The following is a 22311-nucleotide window of genomic DNA, read 5'->3' as shown; positions in this document are numbered from 1 at the left end:
GGATTACAGAGGACGTGAACTATTACGATGGCTCCAAGCCCAAGAACACAATGGAGCTGGTTGCGTGGTTTGATAAGGATTGATAAGGGGGCGCGTCAGACAGATGGGATATGATGGTAAGTCTTTATTTGAATGTGTCCGTTGCCCGATGTGTGCTTGCCGCCGGCTGCCTCCATATGGAATTTTCACGGTTGGATTGGATTACGCATTTGATTATATAATTGACGCTATGAAAGTGACGGACAACCTGGGGGAAACAATTGTATTACCAGAAGCTGTTTTCCTTTCCTGTTTTGAAAATCTGGGGGAGGCTGTGACTTCCTTCAGTCCGATTCACTCAGATACTACAGTATACCATTTATATATGGTTTTAAGAGGTGATGATTGCAGCCTGGAGGAAATCAAGGCATATGCAAAGGTCATGAATGTGAATTATCTCCAGGCAAAACGGGCATTGATGCAGAAGCGGAACCTGATTGCGGCCGGGAGTGCCTATGATATATGGAAAATGCTCGGCAGGCTTGAGCCGTTTAATGTGCATCATGAAATCGAGCCTGAGTATCCATATGGATAAAAGAGGAACAGGACACATAAACAGAGTATATAGGGGAGGTGCGGGCATGGCAAGGGCGTATTTTGGGCTCGCAAGGTGGGGCATTACCCTGATACTGCCGGAATCCCTCCCCGCATTCCAGGAGATAGTGATAGCGGATAGAAGGATGAACAGGGGTGAGCAGCTGGCAGCCCTGGCTGTTAAAATATGCGAGGCAATCTTTAGGGAGAAATATATGATACATTTTGGCGTTTGACCTGGGTTTCCGGATATACAAGGGCATACAAACCCCAGGCTATTTGCCATGGATAATGGAGGATAAACGAAGGATATGGTTGAAAAACAGCGCATTCAGGCTATTTTTACAGCAAAGGATTATATGGAACTCTACCGGACCCAGAAACCAACGGTTGACCTGATGCTTGGAATTAAAGAGCAGTGGGAGTTTGAGGATTTTCTGGAAGAGGAAGATTGGATATATATGTAGATATAGATGAACGGGATAACCTGGAAGAAAAAATGGGGCTTTGCAACCAATACCTGGCGTGTGCAGGCTATTCAATCCAGGTAGAACATGACGATACCTATTGTACATGGGATTATTTCTTGTCGGTTCAACATGCAAGAACATGAAAAAAGACGGCGTTCCTGCCGTTTTTCTTTGCAAGCGGTCCTTCCAGTGTGTTTTTCCTAATCCGGCAATTAAAAGCAGGAGACAGAGGGCCGGGAGGCTGATTTCTGTTATATATGTGCTGTTTTGGGGCTGAAAAAGTAAAAATAATAGACCTGAGGTATGTGAAAACCATACGTTGGGTCCTTTTTGCATGCATGAAATCTCCCAGGCCCCTTTGCCCCAGGCTATCATGTGTATCCACGAAAGACCTTCTTTCACATAGTTGAATTTAGTTCACAGGCAGATCGTCAACCATACGGACAAACCCTCACGCTGCCCTAACATACGATATGGAAAACCCTGTCTTTTAGCTGATTCTGCACATTATTACCACCGGCTTAAAGCTATTAGTCTGTCAATGAAGCTCCTATAATGACGAAACGGTTCATCCATTTATCGTATATACTCCAAAGAGCAGTTCCCCACCATTCTTTACCATCATCAAAATAATTTGAGAAATCATCATTCCAGCTAAATATCTCCAAATCCTTTCTAAACAGTATAGGAAATAGTGAATCATTGATTTTACGAAAGTCCTCTTTGCTGTAGGGGATACCATAAGGCGGCCCTGAAAAAGCAAGCCAATAGTTCATTTTCATCTTCTCTGGCGTTTCAGAGACTCCTTTATTAAACCGTCCTCTGTTATCCTCATAAAAGAACGCACCTGCGTCACATTCAATACACCGCATGTCTGATTCATGCACATAAAACAGAGGATGTTTTATGTTGTTGCCTACACGATGCCTTGTGTTAAGTATTGACAATATTGCTTCAATTACAGCTTTTTTGTGAGATTCTGCCCCGTGATAGTCCTCATCCCAACTGAGCAAAACATAGTCAAGCAGAAGTTCGTTATATTTTTCAGACAAAGTTGTATAGAATTTGTCCCCGACAAGTTCTTTCATTTACTTTTACCTCATTATCTTTATCAACCCCGATTTTTCATCCGATTGATCATCCCATTCAACTCAGGAAGCTCACATTTCGCTTTTAGCCTGTCACACAAGTTACCAAATAAAATCCTGCTTAACGCCTATATGAACTGAAAGTTACCAAAACAATTCATAACCGATTGTTTTTAAGATATCTAATCCATTCAGATAATGATAACCGGTCAGGTTGGAGAAATCTATCTGTTTACTGCACTGTTGTATTATCTGGGAAACGAACAATGGCTGGTTTAAATTTATGCTCACTCGCTGTCTCTGAAAAACCGCGGGGAGGCCGCTGTTGAGCAGGAAGTGATCCTTGATTGGGAAATTGATATGCAGGGTAGCTTTGGGGAACGCTTTTGTAGTTATCAATAGGTATGGAATCCTTTGATAATCATAATCGTCATATCGGAAAAGCCACATATATTCTGAATTGTCTACTATGATTTTTCTGAACGTTCCCATATTGTGTGATTCCTTTCATTAAATAGCATATCCCGGATGAAACGGTTTCCTGGGGCCAAGGTTATTTGCGCGATACCTTGGCGCAGCTAACGACACTACATTCCCAGTCCCGTTCTAAAACAATACCATCAATCTGCTGGGCTTTATATAATTCATCCAATGATTCTCTGGACCTGCCTTGATATGTATTTCCTTCACCATACCGTCACCTGTTACTGTATTCAAGGTCATTGGGTCTGATGAATGTTTTCTTCCAAATAGCAATAGTCATCTAAGAAACGAGGATTATCCCATGTGCTCCTGGCTGTTTGCAGCAATTTTGCGGTACGGGCATAATCTTTATGGCCGATTGCTGCATAAATATCGAGTACAGCGATATTTCCCCCATATAACTTGCTGCTTCGATATGGATTTAATATCCTTTGGCTGCTTTCGTATAATGCCATTGCACGGCCTGTTTGTTTTTGATAGAAGTAACAAAGGCAGAGATTGAGACGATGAACCAATTCTAAATCACCGGACAGTTTCACATCTGATATGCTTTCCAATAGTTCGGCAGCCTTGTCATATTGTTTGAGTTTGCAGTATCCTGCTGACAAATTGATTGTAAGCATGCAGTTTGCAAAGCGACCTTTGGCGAGACGGCGCATTGACTCCACTTCTGTGACGTATTCCTCTGCGCGGTTGGATTCCAACAGATGTACGGCTGCCTGCATCTTTTTCAGATAACGCCGGTTGTAGAGGAGGTTGAATGCTGCTGTGCCAACAACTGCGATTCCTCCGCAAATCAGATAATACTTCCAAAATAAGTCATCTGGGATTTGAAATACTATTTTTACAAAGAGTAACGGCAGTCCCAAACAAAGTCCGGCGATAATAATTTTACCCATTCGTTTCATTAATCTGTCCTCCGATAAAAGCTTTGTTTTGTGCTGGAGATGGCCGCGTTCTCTAGGTTACTGAAGGAATCGGAAAGCTTAACTTTTGATGGGAGACGTCTGGCAAATTAACTATTTAGAACAAAAAGATAGGCATAAATACTTTCTTCAGACCCATGTTCATATCGTTTCATACATCTGATAACAGGCCAAATGACAGTACCGTCCGCTAACTTGACAGAAATATGTATCTCTCCCTGTGGGTCGCTATCATCAGTATTCCATTCTCCACCATATAATTTGATAGCAGATTCTCCAATATATGAAGCTAGACCAAATAAGATTTCACCACGGTTTTTTGAAAGCAGCCCTGTTTCGGAACTCTGCTCATCAAAAAATCTGTCGATTTCTTTCATGCTTTCTAAAGAATAGTCTGCCTTGTAGCCAGATGAATTTAGCGCTTTAACCACCCAATCTGACGCCAAATGAATATCCTCTTCAAGCGTATTATTATGTTTCTTCTCACTACCATTATTTTTCTTAAAAATCATCCTAAAAGTTTTCTTGAAAATCCCCATATCATTCACTCCAAGTCCATTTTATGATTTCCAAGTTCGCTATAGTCCCATATGCCAATCAAGTAATGACATTCATCACGGGAGTCAGATCTAGCCTCCGGCATGCGGCTTAAATCTGTCTCTGTGAACAGGAAGCCCTCTGTTTATATATGGCAGCCCATTTGATAAGCTATATTTATGTAAGGCGTTCCACAGACTTTTCCTGCATCCATAACATTCGTTGCATAAATACGTCCTTTTATCTCATGTTTTTCTAGATGCTCGACAAAACCGTCCAAATCACCTAATGAACGTTTTACTATGTCTTCGCCCAGACCGGCGGAAATAATATAATAAACTTCTTTTTCTCCTAAATGCTGCCATATAGGATATGTCCTGTCAATAAATGTTTTCATTTGAGCGCAAATACCGTAGAAATATACAGGTGTTGCTAATACCAGAACATCTGCTTTTTTAAAAGATTCCAGAACTTCAGCCATATCGTCTTGCTGAACACAAGTGCCATTATTTTTCATACAAACATCGCATGCTTTACAAAATCCTATTTTCTTTTCTGCTAACCGAATCAGTTCCACAGAGTTTCCTTTATCCTCAGCTCCTTTTTTAAATTCTTCACATAATCTTTGAGAATTCCCTTTTTTTCTGGGACTACCTGAAATAATAAGCACATTTTTCATTAAGTATATCCTCCGAATTACGATTTTTTATAAACGCTATCCGCTTATAAAAGTATAGCATGGTCCCCTGATTTCCACAACGGTTTCCACGTCCGGCTGCCTGTTGCCGCATGCACTTGCCATATGGTATAATTTATCCCGGAAAATTCAGTTTTAAGTATCCCTGCCAGGTCTGTTCTTTCAGGGAAATCTTGCCGACCTGATAGCCGTATTCCGTCAGTTCCTTTTTATAATTCAGGAAAGAATGGTCTATGGATATGCCGGCAAAATCTTGTATTTCTTCAAAGGTAAGCCTGAATGACTGGCTTCCGTTCTTCTGTACATACTCCCACAGGGCGTTGTATTTGCTCATTGTTTATTCCTGCCTTCCACAATTTTGGCTTATATCATCGTGATACCACATAACGGTAATGAGGCATATCCACACCTCTGTAATGTTTTGTCCATGTGCCGGTCATTGTCATACCGTTTCTTATGGCTACGTTTTGGGAAGCTATATTTGTATCCCGGATGATAGAGCAGACTTCATCTGCCTTTAATATTTCAAAAGCATACGTTTTACACGCCTTTGCTGCTTCGATGGCATACCCTTTATGCCAGTACGGCCGCGCAAGAAGATAACCTATTTCAAGCACTTCTGTATCTTTCCACGGCTGCATTGTAAGTCCGCACTGACCTATCATTTCATTGGTTTCTTTTAGAATGACTGCCCATAAACCAAAGTTCCATTTTTGATAACGGAAAATTTGTTTATCCAGCCATTCCTGGACTTCATCATCGCTGAATGCACCTTCATATGCATACATGGTATCCTCGTCCTGTAAGATGCTGCATAAAGAGTCAAAATCGGACTGATTCATCTCGCGCAGATATAATCTCTCTGTTTCAAGTATCATATTTACCTCCGAAAATTTGAGTTTATCAAGTATTATGCTGCGGTAATAAATAAAGCCAATACCTATATTGTCAATTCAAAATCCAAGGTATCCTGCTCAGCGCCATTGACAATAAGCGTGACGGAATGTGTTCCCGGATAATGTTTCCTTATCCTTAAATCTGAGAAGGAATGTTTTTTTATATATGTCTTTTTCTGGTTTGCCTTTAACAAAATCTCCGATATCTGGAATATTTTCCGGCTCAGCCTTCCATCTGCTTTTACATAGCCCATGGCATACTCCAGCCGTACCTTTGTTGTTTCTTTTGCCGAAACTGTAAACGAAAACGTCATATTTTCTTGTATGATGTTGTTAGAAGCAAACACAACATACTTCCTTTCTTTTTCTGTTTCGTGGTTTAATACATTCAGATACTGTGACTTTTGATGTTTTTTTGTAGCCTCGACTACTCGACAGGAGTGTATTGCCATCTCTTTTATCTGAATTGTTTATTAGCTGGATGTTGCCGGAGCGTTTGCTCTGAGTACTTATTTCAATCAAGTCTACGATGATAACTGCTGGTGGATATCACGGTATCAGACTTTATGAAAGGGAGGTACAACCTCATGATTTACGTAGGCATTGATATTGCCAAACTCAACCATTTCGCCGCCGCGATTTCTTCCGACGGCGAAATACTCATCGAGCCGTTCAAATTTTCTAATAACTATGATGGCTTCTATCTACTGCTTTCTCATCTGGCACCACTTGACCAGAACAGTATCATCATAGGTCTTGAATCAACGGCACACTACGGTGACAACCTTGTTCGTTTTCTCATCAGCAAGGGCTTTAAAGTGTGTGTTCTCAACCCTATCCAGACTTCGTTCATGCGTAAAAATAATGTACGCAAAACGAAGACTGATAAAGTCGACACGTTTGTGATTGCTAAAACCCTTATGATGCAGGATTCCCTTCGGTTTATGGCCTTAGAGGATCTGGATTACATTGAGCTCAAAGAGCTCGGTAGATTCCGCCAGAAACTTGTGAAGCAGCGTACACGCTTAAAAATTCAGCTGACTTCCTATGTAGACCAGGCATTCCCGGAACTACAATACTTCTTTAAGTCTGGCTTGCATCAAAACTCTGTCTATGCCGTCCTTAAGGAGGCTCCGACACCCAACGCTATTGCTTCTATGCATTTGACCCATCTTGCTCACACCCTCGAAGTTGCTTCCCACGGCCATTTCGGTAAGGATAAAGCCAGAGAATTAAGAGTTCTCGCACAGAAGTCTGTCGGTGTCAATGACAGTTCTCTATCTATTCAAATAACTCATACCATTGAACAGATCGAGTTACTGGATAGCCAACTTTTTTCTACAGAGCTTGAAATGGCAAATCTTGTCACCTGCCTGCACTCTGTAATTATGACCATTCCCGGAATTGGTGTCGTGAATGGCGGAATGATTCTTGGTGAGATTGGTGATATACACCGATTCTCTAATCCAAAGAAACTGCTTGCATTTGCTGGACTGGATCCGACCGTTTATCAGTCTGGAAACTTCCAGGCTCACAGAACCAGGATGTCCAAAAGAGGATCTAAAGTGCTACGCTATGCCCTCATGAATGCAGCTCACAATGTCGTAAAAAACAATGCTACTTTCAAAGCTTATTATGATGCCAAGAGAGCGGAAGGCCGGACTCATTACAATGCCCTTGGGCACTGTGCTGGCAAACTTGTCAGAGTCATCTGGAAGATGCTCACTGACGAAGTAGCATTCAACCTCGAATAAGAGGTCTGTATACCATAATCGATAGATTTTGAAAAAGGGCTTTTAGGGAGCTTTGTTAAAGTTACCCTTCTTTCTGCGAAACACGGAATTGAAATTTCCACCTAATTTATACTTGACTTTTCATAGCTGGTCTCCGAGGGAAATAGACGCAGAGCCTAACGTAAAATCAGCGATATCCACGGAACCGGCATTGTGGTACCCGAAGATATCCAGCACCTCCTGATTTCCTTTTTTAAGCAGTGTCCGGCATCCATGTTTTACAATCCAATCCGTATACTCATGTCTGCCATACCAATCTCTTGCGATTTTTGTAACCAGGCCAGGATGGGTTTTTGAAATATCATTTAAATGATTGGCCACGCTTTTGCGGACATACAGTGATGGGTCCGTGTTCAACTGCTCCAAAATAGGAAGTACCGGCGACGGGTCCTTTTTGAAGCTGGTCAATGCCTGGCCCCAGGGGAGGGCGGGACGGCAGCCCTCGCTGGCAAGCCGCCGCACATGCTCGTTATCATGCCTGGCCCAGACAGCCATCTGCTGCATCATGCGGGCTTCTTGCTTTATAATAAACGGTCTTACGGCAAACTCCGCAGTTGAAAGCGGGGTATATCGTTCTATGGCGGCCATTGACAAGTCCCAATGGCATTCATCCTGTCCATAGACTTCAACAAAATCCGGAAAGTATATGAGTGCATTATCGTTATACCCTGAAGGATACCCGGCAATGACCTGGTCTATAATACCCAGTGCCTGTTTATAGTCTGCCGGCAGATATTTTCCTAAATTGATAGTGATTTGCCGCATACGGGCCTTCAGTTCCAATGCATCCCATGTTTCGTTCATAATATGGTCCACAAAATCATTTTCCTGGAATGAGGGAAAGACAGCTTTAATACGCGAAGCCAAATCGTGAAGCGAATCGTAATTATAATATTTGTCTTTCATTAATACGGGCATATGTTTCCTCTTTTCAAATGTGATTCAGCCATGGGTATACCCTATCATAAACAGTTTGTCTGACTTCAACAAAAGTATAGCATGGCCGCCTGGATTCCGCAACGTCCCTATCTGCCTGTTGCTGCATGCACCCGCCATATGATATAATTTATTTTATGAAGGAATGGAGAGGGGCAATATGCCGACATTTCAAATGGCGGTGGAATGTATAATTGACGCAGAAGCGGAATCTGATTGTGGCCGGGAGCGCCTATGATATGTGGAGAATGCACGGCAGGCTTGAACCCTTTGATGTACATTATGAAATCGAGCCAGAGTATCCATATGAATAAGCCGGGTTACTTGTGATGGGGGACGGAGAGCCGCATTTTAAGGAGACAAAATATGGATAAAGACAATGAAGTTAAAAAAGAGAGAAAATATTATACTTCTGGGCCGGGGAAACCGCCGATTTTTATTCAGGCTATTTTATATGAGAAGAAAATGTCGGCAATTGATTTTTTTCATTTGACAGATGCCTGCCTGGATTGGGAAAAGCAAGGGGACGATATTGCTGTCATTGAACCTCTTGTCACATTGCTTGCTGCCTGGGGAGATGACCTTATTTTTGCGTTCCATGATACCATGGCAGAGCTTTTATATTCGTTAGACACTCAGAAAATTGCAGGGGACATTTATAAGGACAGAAGTTTTTCTGCGGATGAGTTTTTATATATTCGATGTGCTGCATTAATTAATTCCAAACGGTATTACAACGACATTGTCAGCGGCAGAAGAAAACTGAAAGGCAGCCTGTCATTTGAATCTATTCTGTCTGTTCCTGCTTTTGCGTGGGCAAGAGTACATGGTAAACCAGAGAATGAATATCCCCACACAACAAAATATTGTTACGAAACCATGAGCAATATTGAAGGATGGAAAGGAAAGACTGAGAGAGAGGATTGAGGGAATAGATTGCAGAGGGCAGATTGCAGAGAGCAGATTCAGAATAATCTGCAAGGGGAGGTTAAACGTGAATGATCTTCAGAAAAAGATGGATGTATTACAAAAAATAGCAGCAGAGTTTAACAAAGATAATCTTTTATGGGCTATCGGTGCATCACTGCTTTTGTATTTTAAAGGAGTGGCAGAGGTGTTTCATGACATCGACATCATGGTTGATGAAAAAGATGTTGAACGATGCAAAAACATTCTTTTGAACATGGGAACTATGGGTGCTGCCAGCCCTGATCCTCAATATAAGACCAGGACCTTTATAGAGTTTACCGTGGATGAAGTGGAAATAGATGTGATAGCTGGATTTGTTATAGTAGATAACGGCATGGAACACGATTGCTCCCTTAAACCTGACCAAATTACTGAGTTTATCACCATAGGCAAAGAGCATGTCCCTTTACAGGGATTGGCGCTGTGGCGTCAATATTATGAGTGGATGGGGAGAACGTCTAAGGTTGAATTGATTGACAAATTTGCAGAACACAAAACCGGGACCGGCAAAGGCGAAAGATAAAACCATATGATATGGTTTGGTACAGGAGGCCAGGGCAGGAATCTGCGAAACTTACGGAAAATGATTTCCCTGTTTCGCAGCCTTTGCACCGGCCAAGCCCGGACTTAACCCCGCCCTCCCCCGGACCGGCTTTCCGTCCCGGTGGTAAGTCCCGGCGCATAATGCCAATAACGCAGCTGCAACAATAACGCAGCTACAATTCGTTTATGATTTCTGTTATTTCCATGTCTCTCATTCGCTTTGCAGGGGCATAAACGGCTGCAATCGCTGCCATACAAACAAAGAAAAGGATTATCAGTAAAGGGGCGGCAGGCAGACTTAGGGCAGCGTAGCTGAAGTGAGAGATTATGAGAATGTCATATAAAAGCTTGTAAATCAGCAAACCGGCTGCACAGCCCACAAGGCCGCCGGTTAAAGCATAGGTAAAGGCTTCGGCCGCAATCATTTTCGTAATCTGATATTGGTCCATCCCAACCGCCCGCATTGCTCCGTATGATTTTATTCTGGAGGATACGCTCATGGAAATACTGTTTACGATATTCAACACCGTAACCAGCGTAATGATTGCTAAAAACGCGTATATGCAGAATACAAATGCAAAATAAGTGCCGGAATTGTGCTGGCCGCGCAGGTCCTTTAATACGCAGTTTTGGTCTAATATGCTGCGGATTGCTGTCACATCTTCATCTGTCACATCCTTTGCTGTCTGTATCATGATGAGAGAGTAGTCAGTGATGCCGGTCAGACGGGTAAATACAGCGCCGGAGGTAACAAGGGTTATTTCTCCATTTGTAAGACCGTTGCTGCTGAAAGGGTTATATTTTAATAAGCCTGCGATTTCAAGCTCTTCATTACCAACATCTATTTTATCTCCGATGTCCAATGTGCTGTCTTTATCCCAGACCGCAAGCACATATTTGCTGTTTCCGTATACCTTTGAAATATTGCTGCCCTTTTTCAGCATACCATCTTTTACAAGGCAGTCCAAATCAAAGTCATCGTAAGAGACAATATCAATCTTAGCCCCACCTGAATGTAATCCTGCGGAAACATCAAAACTGCTTCGGCGCCCGTAAACGCGTTTTACCCCATGCATTCCAATGATTGTATCAGGCAAATCACTGCTGACTGTATTTGAACCGTCAATACTTGTAATGTTTATATCAGATGTGCCGGCTGACTGCGGCATAATATAGCCGACAAAATCGATCAGAACAGAAAAACTTAAGAATAAAATAATACTGAGGGCAAATGAACCTGTCATAAGTATCAGGTTTTTTGCTGCAGACAGGGCGTGATGAATGCCAAGCGCTGTCTCAACTTTAAACAGGTGTGTATTTACTGTGTGGTGTGCATTACCATCATTTTGTGAATTGCCTGAAACGGCTGTGACAGGAGATACTTTTGCAGCCCGTTTTGCGGGAGCTCCTGCGGCGAGTAATACTGTAACGATACCCACAACGATTCCGCTGACAATACCGGGCATGCTGATGCCGAAAAGAGGGATGCCGGAGAATTCTTCACCGACAATAAAACGCAGGGCAGCGCACAGGCACCATGTGACTGCAATTCCAAGCGCAACGCCTGCGGGAATAGCGGTTTTGCACCAGTTCAGGGCTTCCAGTCTCACAAAACGGATTATTTGCTGACGGCTCATACCAAGACAGCGCATCATTCCGAAAAACTTTGTTCTCTGGGTTATATTGCTGTTCATACTGCTGGAAATCATCAATACGGCCGCTGTCAATATCAGCACGAACAATACACCTGCTGTCAGAAAAAGGGTTTGGGTCATTGTATTAGTTAGCAGGTCCTGAAGGGTCAGGTTTCCATGCTTCTCCAGCAATCGGGACTGCTCCATTTTGACACCCATATCAGCCATGCTGAAAACAGCTGTAACCAAAAAGACAGCAAATACAATGCATAAAAGTGTCATGCTGTTTTGCCGTTTTCTGACCTTTGCGGAGATAGGGATAAGGCTTAGATAGCTTTTCATTGGCGGCACCTCCCAAAATCAGTAAGGACTCCGTCTGATACCTGCAATACCCTGTCCGCGGTTTGCGAAATACTGCGGCTATGAGTAATCATAATAATGGTCTGTTCATATTTTTTTGACGCTTCTTTCAGGAGCGCGATTACTTCGCTGCTGTTTTGTGTGTCGAGATTTCCGGTTGGCTCGTCAGCCAGAATTAACGCCGGACGCGTAATAAGGGCGCGTCCGATTGCAGCGCGCTGCTGCTGCCCGCCGGATAACTGGCTGGGCAAGTGATTGCGGCGTTCTTTCAGATTGAGTATTGTAAGCAGTTCTTCTAAATACTGCCTGTCAGGTTTCTGGTAATCAAGCAGCACCGGAAAGATAATATTCTGCTCAACGGTCAGTTCCGGTATAAGGTTGAAGGCCTGAAAGATGAAACCTATATTTCTTCGTCGGAATATGGTACGTTTGCGGTCGCTCATGGAAAAGATATCGTTGCCGCAAATCATTACTTTGCCGGATGTGGGTGTATCAAGAGCGCCTATCATATTGAGAAGCGTGCTTTTGCCGGATCCGGATTCACCGACGATAGCCACATGCTCGCCTTTGGGAACGGAAAAACTGACATTCCTGAGTGCATGCACAGCGGCGTCACCGTTTCCGTAGGTTTTGCAGATATGGTTGATTTCTAATAAATTCATGGTATAAACGCCTCTTTCTGTTTTGATAATCCCAATATAACAGAGCAATCCTACGCCAATATGACTGTAAGCCTACAATTTTGTAGGAATTAGAATTTGGAAGGAATTAGAAAATTTATTGTGATGGAGGTGCCGATGCCTAATGTGCTGTCTGCTTCAATCGTACCGTTATGGGCTTCCACAATCGCTTTTGCTAACGGCAGACCAAGACCGATTCCTTGTGTATCCTTGGAAAACCGGCTCCGATAAAACCGTTTGAAAATATGGTGCAAATCTTCGGGATGAATGCCGCATCCATTGTCCTTTATGGTAATCTGGACAACAGAAGCAAACGCCTGCCATTCGATACGGACAAAACTGCCTTTTTCAGTGTGGTCAAGGGCATTTTTGACAAGATTGCTGACAGCTTCGATGATCCAGGTACGGTCACATAAAAGTGTAATTTCTCCACTGCCGGATAAGCAGATTTCTTTTCCCTCCCTTTGGGCGCGAAACAGGAAATGTTGTTTTACGTTTTCTGCGAGTTCGGACACATGTTCTAAAGACTTCTCTAATATAATCGTACCTGCGTCCAGCTTTGTGATTTTCAAAAGATTCTGCACCAGTGTTTCTATGCGGTCCAGCTCCTGCTCGGAAAGCAGGCTGAATTCCTGAATAACCGGAGAATTTTTTCCTTCGTCCTGTATAATGCCGTTGTAAATATTCAGGGCGGCAAGGGGTGTCTTTAGTTGGTGTGAAATATCTGATATGGTATTTTGCAAAAATTTCTTTGAGTTTGTTTCATTTACGGCATGGGCATTCAAGATAGAGACCAAAGAGTTTACTTCATGGAACAGTCTGTATAGTTCGCCCTCGTCATTACACTCAATGGTAACATCTTTGTTGCCGGAAATAGATTCCTTTATCTGTGATATGGCGTTTTCCATGATTGTATGCTGCTCTCTGAAATACCGGAAACAGAGCATTAATATTACAGCCCCCATACACAGGCTGCTAAATAGGATGCAATACGACGCATTCCTGACCTCAAAGCCTGCTAACAGCGCTGAAATCAATGTAAAAGCTAAGATGGACCACAAAATACCGGCAAAAAGAAATTTGATTCTTCGGTTGGCAAATAGTTTCATCATAACACCTCAGTCTGCTGTATTCCATTTATACCCCATGCCGCGGACCGTGATTATCCTTTCCGGTGCTCCGGGATTGTCCTCGATTTTTATTCGGAGCCTGCGGATGTACACCGTAAGGGAGCTGTTATCTATATATTGTTCGCTGCAATCCCATAATTTGCTTAGTATCTGGTCCGGGGAAAGTATCTGGTCAGGATGCTCCATGAACAGGCATAACAATTTATATTCACTGGCTGTCAGGTCGAGCCGTTTTCCGTTTTTATATACCGTTCCTTTCAGAAGCTGAATATGAATGCCGTTGGAGCTGATTTCTGCAGCAGCTGTATTAAAATTTTCGCTCCTGCGAAGAAGTGCGTTAATTCTTGATAAAAATACAGCCAGCTTAAAGGGCTTTGTAATATAATCATCGCCCCCCATATCAAGCCCCATGATAATATCTGTTTCTTCGTCGGCAGCAGTAAGAAACATGACAGGTACTTTTGACATACGGCGAATCTTCCTGCAAAAATCAAAACCGGAACCATCGGGGAGACTTACATCCAGAATAGCCAAATCATAGGATCCATTTGCCCATAATGTGTCAGCTTCCAGTATGGTACGGGCAGCATCTATTTCATATCCCTGCTTTTTTACAGCAAAGGAAAGCCCGCTGATTAAACTCAAATCATCTTCCAGCAAAAAAAGTCTTTTCATCTGTTATCGGTTCCTTTCCCTTAAGGTCCAGCAGCCAATCAGCTGTTGTATCTTAACATCGTAATCGTATTCCCTTTCAAACACCGCTTCTCTAATTGTATACGGTGAGCTGAATAAAATCAACAAGAGAGGGGGAGCGGCCCGGCTTTTAACTTAAATACAATACTTTCCTTCAAACGGCTTTTTTGTTATACTGAGAGTAATTGTATGAGGATACGGCACCTGTATGGGAGGAGACCTATATTGGAACTGTTTGTAAAACCAGTATTTATTTTAAAGAAAGGAAACTGAGCCATGGCTTTTGATTTTAAGAAAGAATATAAAGAGTTTTATATGCCCAAACATAAACCTGAAATCATAACTGTACCGCCGGTAAATTATATAGCTGTCCGGGGTAAAGGAAATCCAAATGAAGAGGGCGGTGCATATCAGCAGGCGCTGGGGATTTTATATGCAGTGGCCTATACGTTGAAAATGAGTTATAAGACAGATTATAAAATGGAAGGATTTTTTGAATATGTTGTTCCGCCCCTTGAAGGATTTTGGTGGCAGGATAATGTGGAAGGGGTGGACTATTCGGATAAGTCTTCCTTTCAGTGGATTTCCGCTATTCGGTTGCCGGACTTTGTAACGAAAAAGGATCTTGATTGGGCAAAAGAGACAGCGGAAAAAAAGAAAAAGTTAGAATGTTCATCAGCAGAATTTTTAACCATTGAGGAGGGGCTGTGCGTTCAGATGATGCATTTGGGTGCATTTGATGACGAGCCTGCATCTGTGGCCGTTATGGATAAATTCATACAGGAAAAAGGTTATGTAAATGATATGAACAGTAAACGGCTTCATCATGAGATATATATGACAGATGCAAGAAAGACTGCGCCAGAGAAATGGAAAACGGTTATCAGGCACCCGATTAAATAAGAACCATGTTTAGCCAAGGGTACTTATTAAAACAAAAACCATTACAACCGCCAGCAAAATGAGTACCAGAAAAATCAAACCGACGATTTAAACTATCTGCTTTGCCTGGGCCCAGCGCTGTTCCTTTGTGACCAGATATTTAAAGGGGATCGCTTCTTCAATCATATTGTCAATTATTTTATAATGTGATGTATAAAGGATTTCCCCGGAGGCATCCGTAAAGGTAAGCATATCTTTAATCCTTCCTGCTCAGGTATTTTATGGTACATCAGAGGTAGAATGTGTATAAAATTATAACATGGCGCCCTGTTTTCCACAACTTTTTCTGTTTTGATATGCCGGTTGCCGGAGGGACCCTAATATGGTATAATTTACCGGTGAAAGCGGGATGGCATAATCCCTGATATAATGAACGGCCAAATGATAGAAAGCAGAATGTGAAATCGAACATTACGAGGTGGATAGAATTGATCGGAATATATCTGAGCGGTACGGGAAACACCAGGCATTGTGTTGAAAAATTAACAGGACTACTGGATTCCTCCGCAGAATCCATGCCTTTAGAAAGCCGGGGGACCGTTGAGGCAATACGAAATAATGATACGATTATACTGGGATATCCTACGCAGTTTTCAAACGCACCTTATATGGTCAGGGATTTTATACACAGAAATGCCGGTCTGTGGAAGGGAAAAAAGCTGTTATGTGTTTCAACAATGGGTGCGTTCAGCGGTGACGGCGCTGGCTGTACCGCAAGATTACTCAAAAAATATGGTGCAGTTATTCTGGGCGGACTTCATATCCGTATGCCGGACTCAGTATGCGACAGTAAGCTTCTGAAAAAGACACTGAAACAAAACAGAGAAATCATTATTCTGGCTGATAAAAAGATAGAATCTGCCGCGCTGCTTATAAAACAAGGGATATATCCAAAAGACGGCATAACGTTCATTTCCCATTTGGCCGGTCTTTTGGGGCAGCGTCTTTGGTTTTACGGAAAAACAGCAGATTACACGGATAAGCTGAAAATCAGTAAAAGCTGCATTGGCTGCGGGCTTTGTGTTTCCTTATGCCCAATGGAAAATATTTCTATGAAAAACGGAAAAGCAGCTGCGGGTAAAAGGTGTACAATGTGCTACCGGTGTATCAGCCGTTGTCCTGAAAAGGCAATTACGCTTTTAGGCAAAGAAGTAAAAGAACAGTGCGGTTACGAAAAATATCGTTAGGGTAATCCTGGTTTGCAGGCGTTTTGGACAAGCCCAAAGCGGCCGGACAATAAAACACACCATTACCGCCAGGCTCCGGAAAAAACCGGAACCAAAAGCCGGTTATGCCGATGCTCCTTGACACGGCTTAAAAAACCCCTTGCATACAAAGGAAAAATCTGTCATAATATCATCAGAATTTGTTTACAGAAGAAGGGGTTCCATATGGACTATTTGTACTGCATGCCTGATTTGAACAATACCAGGGAAAACTGTGAGAAGATACATAATATACTGGCAAGGATGTCTGACAAGTATAAACTGAATATTGTACCTGAGCCGGTTAAGGCAAAGTATTTTGGCGGTTTGGATTATTACAAGAAATATCGGATTTATAAGGAGATACGGGAAATCGGAGGCAACAGCGCAGAAGCATACCTGCAGGCGGATGAGAAAGAGATGATTCTCAGCGTATGTAAGAACCAGCAGGAGCAGGAGCTTATGAAGAGCTGTATTTATGCCTATTGTTATCCGGCGCAGATGGTGCTTAAATCATTTAATGACAGAGATAAAAAGAAATAACCAGCTGGTATGACGGACAGAGAGAGGAGGGCTTGCCTGACCTCTCTTTTTTGACTCATGGCAACATTATCCTGGTTTCCGGGTCTATATGGTAAAATCCGCAAAACGCAGTCCGGGAAAGGAAGAAAAAGTATTTATTACTACAATCAGGCGCGTCATGATATAATACAGATAACAGCCAGAGAAAATGGCAGGATAATCACATCACCAGAAAGATTTAACTATATTATCACAGACAGAGGACACAGTCATGTTATACCAGATTTCAAACGGGACCGTATCAGTGGGCGGCGAGCTGATTTTATCCCACATTGATTTTGAGATTCGCGGCAATGAAAAGATAGCAGTGGTGGGTAAGAACGGAGCAGGCAAAACCACTCTGTTAAATCTTGTGGCAGGGAAGCTTTCTCTGGACCGGGATGACAGACGCGAAGGGGCGGGGATACGGTGTTCGCGCCGGCTCACCGTTGGGATGCTTTCCCAGCAGGCCTTTAAGGACGGGAACCGGACCGTGGAGGAGGAGCTTCTGGAGGCATGCCCCTGCCGGGATACCTTTGAAAGGGAACGCTTTGAATATGAGCGTGAGTACGACACGCTTTTTACTGGTTTCGGATTTCCGAAGGAGGATAAGAAAAAGCGGATAAGCCAGTTTTCCGGAGGGGAACAGACCAAGATAGCTTTAATCCGCCTGCTTCTTGAAAAGCCGGATATACTGCTTTTGGACGAGCCTACCAACCATCTGGATATGGAGACAGCCGGATGGCTGGAACAGTATATGAAACATTATAAAAACGCGGTGGTAATGGTATCCCATGACCGTTTTTTTCTGGACCAGACCGCGGATGTTGTGTATGAGCTGACAGGAAAAGGACTGAGGCGGTATCCGGGCAATTATACCCATTACAGGGAAGAAAAGCTGAAACAGATTCGGCTTCAGAAGAAGGCATATGAGCGCCAGCAGGAGGAGCTGGCCCGTTTGGAAAATCTGGTGGAACGGTTTAAACACAAACCAAATAAGGCTGCATTTGCCAGGGCAAAGCGGAAGACAATGGAGCATATGGAGCGTGTGGAAAAACCTCAGGAGGATGATGCTCATATCTTTACAGGTGAGATTAATCCTCTGCTGCCCGGCAGCAAGTGGGTGTTCACTTCAGAGCACCTGAAAATCGGATATGAAAAGCCGCTGCTTGAAATCACCATGCGCATACGGCGCGGACAGAAGATTGCGCTACTGGGACCAAACGGAGCGGGTAAGACCACATTTTTAAAGACCATTGCCGGTTTCCTGCCCTCTCTGGAAGGGAGCTATTCCCTTGGAAATCAGACCACCATTGGTTATTTTGACCAGCACAGCGGGGCCATCCAGTCGGAGCAGACCGTGCTGGAGCATTTTACGGCCCAATTCCCTGCACTGACAGAGAAGGAGGCCAGAAGTATCCTTGGCGCATATCTGTTCGGGGGAAGGGACGCTCAGAAGAAGGTCAGTTCTCTGTCCGGCGGAGAAAAGGCAAGGCTGGTGCTGGCTGAGCTTTTACAGAGCCGTCCCAATTTTCTGGTTCTGGACGAGCCAACCAACCATATGGATATCCAGGCAAAGGAAACACTGGAATCCGCGTTCCGGGCCTATAAAGGGACGATTCTGTTTGTGTCCCATGACAGATATTTGATCCGGCAGGTGGCAGATGCGGTAATGATATTTGAAAATCAAACCGTAATGTATTATCCCTTTGGATATGAGCACTATCTGGAGCGCAAGGCCAGGGAGAACCAGGGCGGTTCCATGGCAGCACAGATCAGGGCCGAGGAGCAGGCGCTGATAGCAGGTATGCGCGCCGTGCCCAAAGCGGAACGCCACCGGTTAAGGGAAATACCGGAGGATGAGGCGTACCGGGAATGGAACATGGGCCTGGCCGCCCAACATCTGGAACCTGCCGGGAATGCAGTGGAATATCTGACGGAGCAGGTGAGGGAACTGCGGGCCATGTGGCATGGCTCAGAGGAGTATTGGAACGGAGGTGCCTGGGAGCGGATGAATGAATATGAGGACCGGTGCCTGCGTCTGGAACAGGCCTGGGAGGAATGGCACAGGGCCTGTATGGAATGGCTGGAAAAGGCCCAGGAGATGGAGGTTCTGTAGCCAGGCACAGTGCAGAAACGGAAGTTTTTGCCGGGCAGAAGGGAGGTTTTTCATGCTTTGGACAAAAGTTGAGAAGGAACGGTTGAAAAGGGCATACCATGCCAGGATGTCCCAGGCCATATCCGGACTGGAAGCAATGGACATTTCCGGTCTTTCCCAGGTGTACTGTGCGGTGGCAACAGAGGACCGGGAGTTGATACGAAGCGGGGGAAGAGCCATAGGGATGGTCATGGAGGGTATGACCATGAGGCAGGTGATACGGCTCAGCGAACATTTCCGGCAGTATACCTCTATGGAATGGGATATTGACTGGAAAAAAGTGGATATAAGGCAGAAGAAAGACTGGTTCCGGTCAGATAGGGATTACTTTTGGATATTGGCCCTGGGCAGCTTCCATCCCAATGGCTATTACCGCCAGGCCTGTCTGGAGGAGATGGCTGGTTATCCTGGCGCGCTCCCCTTTCTTGTGCTCCGCCTCAATGACTGGGTGGGCGAAGTGCGTTTGGCTGCTGCACGGGCAGCAGCCAAACGCCTGGAGACATGTCCCCTGGATGAATTGTTTGCGGCCATGATGGCCCTGGATAAGGTAAAGCGTTCCGGGAGAAAGGACGGCCGGACCGTGGAACACATCGGAACAGTCATGTCAGAACGGCTGGACCAGGAGGCGGGTTCCCTGTCAGTGCCATCCGTTCTGTCCATGGATTATGAGGTGAGAAAGAGCATATACCGCTTCCTGTTCAGCGGCAGAAGGCTGGACCAGGAGACGGCAGAACTATTTCTCAACCAGGAAAAACACAGCTACTGCCAGTCCGTCATATGGACAGGGCTGCTTACATATTACCCGTGCTCCATAGAAATGGCTGACTGTTATTTGCTGCACCGCAGCTCTTTTGTCAGGAGAAAGGCCATGGAGTATAAATATCATGTTCTGAAATGTGCCTGGCCGGGTGTGGAAGATTTGCTGCTGGATGTCAACTGCGGCATACGGGATCTGGCGGCCTACATACTTAAAAAGCACAGCCAATTGGATATCCTGGCATTCTATGAGAAGCATCTGAAGGAGCCTGTCCCGGTGCCGGCTATTTTGGGAATCGGGGAACAGGGAAGGGTGCTGGATGACAGGCATGGATTGGCGGACCTTGTTCTTCCGTATCTGGAGCACGAATCTGAAAAGGTGGTCAGGGGCGCTCTGGAAGCCGTGGGTATGCTGATGGGGGCAGAAGGGGAAGAAATTTACTGGAAGTATCTCCTTGATACCAGGCCCTGTATATCCAAGGCCGCTTATCAGTGCATCCGGAAAAACGGGATACATCCCGGCGCAGCTCTGCTTTACGGGGAGCAGGAAAAATGGAGGAAATCAGACGAGACTGCGGGAAAGTCCCCGGATTCTGTCTGTCACATCAGAAGATACCTGATACTCCTTCTCATACAGGAGAATTCCTGGGACCGCCTGCCCTATCTGATTTTCCTGCTGAAGGATGAGTCTCTGAAGGAATACAGGGATAAATTGCTGGGTGCGCTGCAAATCAGAAGTCCCTATGCAAGGGTGGACAGGAAGCAGGCTGCTTTCATTAAGCAGGTATTGGCGAAGGAGGCTGAGGCGGTGCCTGAGGAGCTGGCAAGGGCCATCGTGTTTGATTTAAAATTTATGGCGTGATGTATTATCATACGGACAGTATGTTTGACAACAAAAGAAGTGAGGAATGATGGACAGATGACGGGCGGAATCATAGAGATAGACGTACACGGAAAAAACACAGAGGAAGCGAAAAAGGCAATCAATATGCAGATACATTCTGCGGGAAAAAGCATTTACCGGATTCGTGTCATACACGGATATAACGGCGGCACGCGGATTCGGAGCATGCTCCGTGAGGAATACGGTTACGGAAGGGAGCCGGCGGTAAAACGAATTGAGATGGGAGACAATCAGGGAATTACGGAGCTGGTAATCAGGGAGTTCTGATGATAGGAGGAATACGTATAGGGACGGGGGATAAAGGCTGCGGATAAAGGATGCAGACACGGGAGCAGGCACGGAGCAGACATGGGAGCTGGTCTGAATATGGAGATTGCAAGAAGGGGGCCGGTATGGTAGACTACTAATGCAGCCTGCGTACATAACATGACTGATACTTAAAGGAACTGTATAAAAGAACAGCATAATAGAACAGCATAATAGGAACGACATAAATATGAAAGGATATATTTGAATGCAGATTTTATTGATTAAGATAGCGGTGATTGTAGTATTCTGGAGCGGGGGAATGTTTGCGCTTAATAAGATATTCGGGATGATTCTGAAGCGGAAGGAACAGATTCATATTAAATTCCTACGGAGTATGTCCAAGGTCGTGCTGACAATCATAGCCTTTATCTGCATCAGCGGACTTTTTAATACCACTAAGGCGCTGAGCGCTACTTTGCTTACCAGCTCCTCGCTTTTAGTAGCCATCGTGGGTTTTGCTGCCCAGCAGGTTCTGGCGGACGTCATAAGCGGCGTCATGCTCAGCTGGTCCCGTCCCTTTAATCTGGGAGAGAAGGTGAACATAAGCAGTCTGGGCATTTCTGGAATCGTGGAGGATATGACGGTGCGCCATACCGTAATCCGGACCTACCATAACAGCCGCATGATTATTCCCAACAGCGTCATCAATAAGGCAATTGTGGAAAACAGCAACTATAACAATGATTATATAGGCAATTACATGGAAGTCTCCGTCAGCTATGAAAGCAATCTGGAACAGGCAATCGAGGTGATGCGGGAGACCATTGCCTCTTATCCGCTGGTAGTTGACATCCGCCCGGATCCGTCGGAGGGTAATAAGGTCAATGTGGCGGTTAAGGAACTGGGAGATGACGGAATCATCCTTAAATCCACGGTATGGACCAAGAACATTGACGACAATTTTACTGCCTGCAGCGATATACGCCGCCTCATTAAGAAGAATTTTGATGCCGTGGGTATCTCCATACCATACAGGCATGTCCATGTAGTTACCGGAAGCTCAGAGAAAGAATTGGAACAAAATGGAATAACAGAGAAACAATAGAAGAATAAAAAAGCATTAAAGGA

General features: G+C 44.3%; 24 protein-coding genes and 2 pseudogenes. 13 read left to right on the top strand and 13 right to left on the bottom strand.

All coding sequences use genetic code 11. The features are described 5' to 3' along the window. The first annotated feature begins 196 nt into the window (after window positions 1-196). From CGC65_RS16350 to CGC65_RS31345, 3 genes are all read left to right on the top strand, one after another. Entirely contained in the window at window positions 197-574 is a 378-nt protein-coding gene (locus CGC65_RS16350) for a hypothetical protein (protein WP_227179619.1), read from the top strand. A 46-nt stretch (window positions 575-620) separates the two neighbouring features. Then, complete coding sequence (locus CGC65_RS16345; protein WP_002564459.1) at window positions 621-809, top strand: hypothetical protein; 189 nt, start codon at window positions 621-623, stop codon at window positions 807-809. Between the two features lie 75 nt (window positions 810-884). Next, entirely contained in the window at window positions 885-1040 is a 156-nt protein-coding gene (locus tag CGC65_RS31345) for a hypothetical protein (protein ID WP_002564458.1), read from the top strand. Window positions 1041-1573: 533 nt separating this feature from the next. Here the strand turns inward: CGC65_RS31345 and CGC65_RS16335 are convergent. The 7 genes and pseudogenes from CGC65_RS16335 to CGC65_RS16300 all read right to left on the bottom strand — a co-directional run. Beyond that, on the bottom strand, window positions 1574-2131 hold the full coding sequence (locus tag CGC65_RS16335) for a hypothetical protein (protein WP_002564457.1): 558 nt from the start codon (window positions 2129-2131) through the stop codon (window positions 1574-1576). 719 nt (window positions 2132-2850) lie between these two features. Next, window positions 2851-3522 (bottom strand): hypothetical protein, encoded by a 672-nt coding sequence (locus CGC65_RS16325; RefSeq protein WP_002564455.1) that lies wholly within the window; start codon window positions 3520-3522, stop codon window positions 2851-2853. A gap of 107 nt (window positions 3523-3629) precedes the next feature. Continuing rightward, window positions 3630-4079 carry a hypothetical protein gene (locus tag CGC65_RS16320; protein ID WP_002564454.1) on the bottom strand — a complete coding sequence of 150 codons (450 nt, stop codon included), beginning with the start codon at window positions 4077-4079 and terminating at the stop codon, window positions 3630-3632. Between the two features lie 143 nt (window positions 4080-4222). Beyond that, a complete protein-coding gene (locus CGC65_RS16315; RefSeq protein ID WP_002564453.1) occupies window positions 4223-4756 on the bottom strand; it encodes a flavodoxin family protein in 534 nt (177 codons plus the stop codon). Window positions 4757-4889: 133 nt separating this feature from the next. Beyond that, window positions 4890-5108: a hypothetical protein gene (locus CGC65_RS16310; RefSeq protein WP_002564452.1), complete on the bottom strand. Its 219-nt coding sequence runs from the start codon at window positions 5106-5108 to the stop codon at window positions 4890-4892. Window positions 5109-5142: 34 nt separating this feature from the next. Next, the gene (locus CGC65_RS16305) at window positions 5143-5652 is read right to left on the bottom strand and encodes a GNAT family N-acetyltransferase (RefSeq protein ID WP_002564451.1); all 510 of its coding nucleotides are present in this window, start codon (window positions 5650-5652) and stop codon (window positions 5143-5145) included. A gap of 62 nt (window positions 5653-5714) precedes the next feature. Next, window positions 5715-5993, bottom strand: a pseudogene (locus CGC65_RS16300) (hypothetical protein); the annotation flags it as partial. 264 nt (window positions 5994-6257) lie between these two features. Here CGC65_RS16300 and CGC65_RS16295 point away from each other — a divergent pair. Beyond that, entirely contained in the window at window positions 6258-7424 is a 1167-nt protein-coding gene (locus CGC65_RS16295) for an IS110 family RNA-guided transposase (RefSeq protein WP_039896941.1), read from the top strand. 123 nt (window positions 7425-7547) lie between these two features. Here the strand turns inward: CGC65_RS16295 and CGC65_RS16290 are convergent. Continuing rightward, window positions 7548-8381, bottom strand: a pseudogene (locus CGC65_RS16290) (DNA alkylation repair protein); the annotation flags it as partial. A 384-nt stretch (window positions 8382-8765) separates the two neighbouring features. Here CGC65_RS16290 and CGC65_RS16285 point away from each other — a divergent pair. Both CGC65_RS16285 and CGC65_RS16280 read left to right on the top strand, forming a co-directional pair. Then, complete coding sequence (locus CGC65_RS16285) at window positions 8766-9326, top strand: DUF4240 domain-containing protein (RefSeq protein WP_002564449.1); 561 nt, start codon at window positions 8766-8768, stop codon at window positions 9324-9326. A 67-nt stretch (window positions 9327-9393) separates the two neighbouring features. Beyond that, a complete protein-coding gene (locus CGC65_RS16280) occupies window positions 9394-9891 on the top strand; it encodes a nucleotidyltransferase family protein (protein ID WP_002564448.1) in 498 nt (165 codons plus the stop codon). Window positions 9892-10084: 193 nt separating this feature from the next. On the opposite strand, the gene CGC65_RS16275 is transcribed toward CGC65_RS16280, so the two are convergent. The 4 genes from CGC65_RS16275 to CGC65_RS16260 all read right to left on the bottom strand — a co-directional run bounded on the left by CGC65_RS16275 (window position 10085) and on the right by CGC65_RS16260 (window position 14390). Beyond that, window positions 10085-11887 (bottom strand): ABC transporter permease, encoded by a 1803-nt coding sequence (locus CGC65_RS16275; RefSeq protein ID WP_002564447.1) that lies wholly within the window; start codon window positions 11885-11887, stop codon window positions 10085-10087. After that, complete coding sequence (locus CGC65_RS16270) at window positions 11884-12567, bottom strand: ABC transporter ATP-binding protein (RefSeq protein WP_002564446.1); 684 nt, start codon at window positions 12565-12567, stop codon at window positions 11884-11886. Before CGC65_RS16270 ends, CGC65_RS16275 begins: the two co-directional genes overlap by 4 nt. A gap of 89 nt (window positions 12568-12656) precedes the next feature. Next, window positions 12657-13694 carry a sensor histidine kinase gene (locus tag CGC65_RS16265; RefSeq protein ID WP_002564445.1) on the bottom strand — a complete coding sequence of 346 codons (1038 nt, stop codon included), beginning with the start codon at window positions 13692-13694 and terminating at the stop codon, window positions 12657-12659. Window positions 13695-13703: 9 nt separating this feature from the next. Next, a complete protein-coding gene (locus CGC65_RS16260; RefSeq protein ID WP_002564444.1) occupies window positions 13704-14390 on the bottom strand; it encodes a response regulator transcription factor in 687 nt (228 codons plus the stop codon). Between the two features lie 294 nt (window positions 14391-14684). Here CGC65_RS16260 and CGC65_RS16255 point away from each other — a divergent pair, with 294 nt between their 5' ends. After that, complete coding sequence (locus CGC65_RS16255) at window positions 14685-15311, top strand: GyrI-like domain-containing protein (RefSeq protein WP_002564443.1); 627 nt, start codon at window positions 14685-14687, stop codon at window positions 15309-15311. Between the two features lie 87 nt (window positions 15312-15398). Here the strand turns inward: CGC65_RS16255 and CGC65_RS31340 are convergent, their stop codons facing one another. Then, window positions 15399-15542 carry a hypothetical protein gene (locus CGC65_RS31340; RefSeq protein ID WP_002564442.1) on the bottom strand — a complete coding sequence of 48 codons (144 nt, stop codon included), beginning with the start codon at window positions 15540-15542 and terminating at the stop codon, window positions 15399-15401. Window positions 15543-15778: 236 nt separating this feature from the next. Between CGC65_RS31340 and CGC65_RS16250 the strand changes: the two genes are divergently transcribed. From CGC65_RS16250 to CGC65_RS16225, 6 genes are all read left to right on the top strand, one after another. Then, a complete protein-coding gene (locus CGC65_RS16250) occupies window positions 15779-16537 on the top strand; it encodes an EFR1 family ferrodoxin (RefSeq protein ID WP_002564441.1) in 759 nt (252 codons plus the stop codon). Between the two features lie 204 nt (window positions 16538-16741). Continuing rightward, the gene (locus tag CGC65_RS16245; RefSeq protein ID WP_002564440.1) at window positions 16742-17098 is read left to right on the top strand and encodes a hypothetical protein; all 357 of its coding nucleotides are present in this window, start codon (window positions 16742-16744) and stop codon (window positions 17096-17098) included. Window positions 17099-17348: 250 nt separating this feature from the next. Next, a complete protein-coding gene (locus CGC65_RS16240) occupies window positions 17349-19235 on the top strand; it encodes an ABC-F family ATP-binding cassette domain-containing protein (RefSeq protein ID WP_002564439.1) in 1887 nt (628 codons plus the stop codon). Window positions 19236-19287: 52 nt separating this feature from the next. Next, entirely contained in the window at window positions 19288-20892 is a 1605-nt protein-coding gene (locus CGC65_RS16235; RefSeq protein WP_002564438.1) for a hypothetical protein, read from the top strand. 24 nt (window positions 20893-20916) lie between these two features. Next, entirely contained in the window at window positions 20917-21201 is a 285-nt protein-coding gene (locus CGC65_RS16230; protein WP_235622279.1) for a Smr/MutS family protein, read from the top strand. A gap of 247 nt (window positions 21202-21448) precedes the next feature. Continuing rightward, entirely contained in the window at window positions 21449-22288 is an 840-nt protein-coding gene (locus CGC65_RS16225) for a mechanosensitive ion channel family protein (protein ID WP_002564436.1), read from the top strand. Window positions 22289-22311 lie beyond the last annotated feature (23 nt).

It is taken from the genome of Enterocloster bolteae (assembly GCF_002234575.2).
Taxonomy (GTDB): Bacteria; Bacillota; Clostridia; order Lachnospirales; family Lachnospiraceae; genus Enterocloster; species Enterocloster bolteae.
This window is presented reverse-complemented; position numbering and strand designations above follow the sequence as displayed.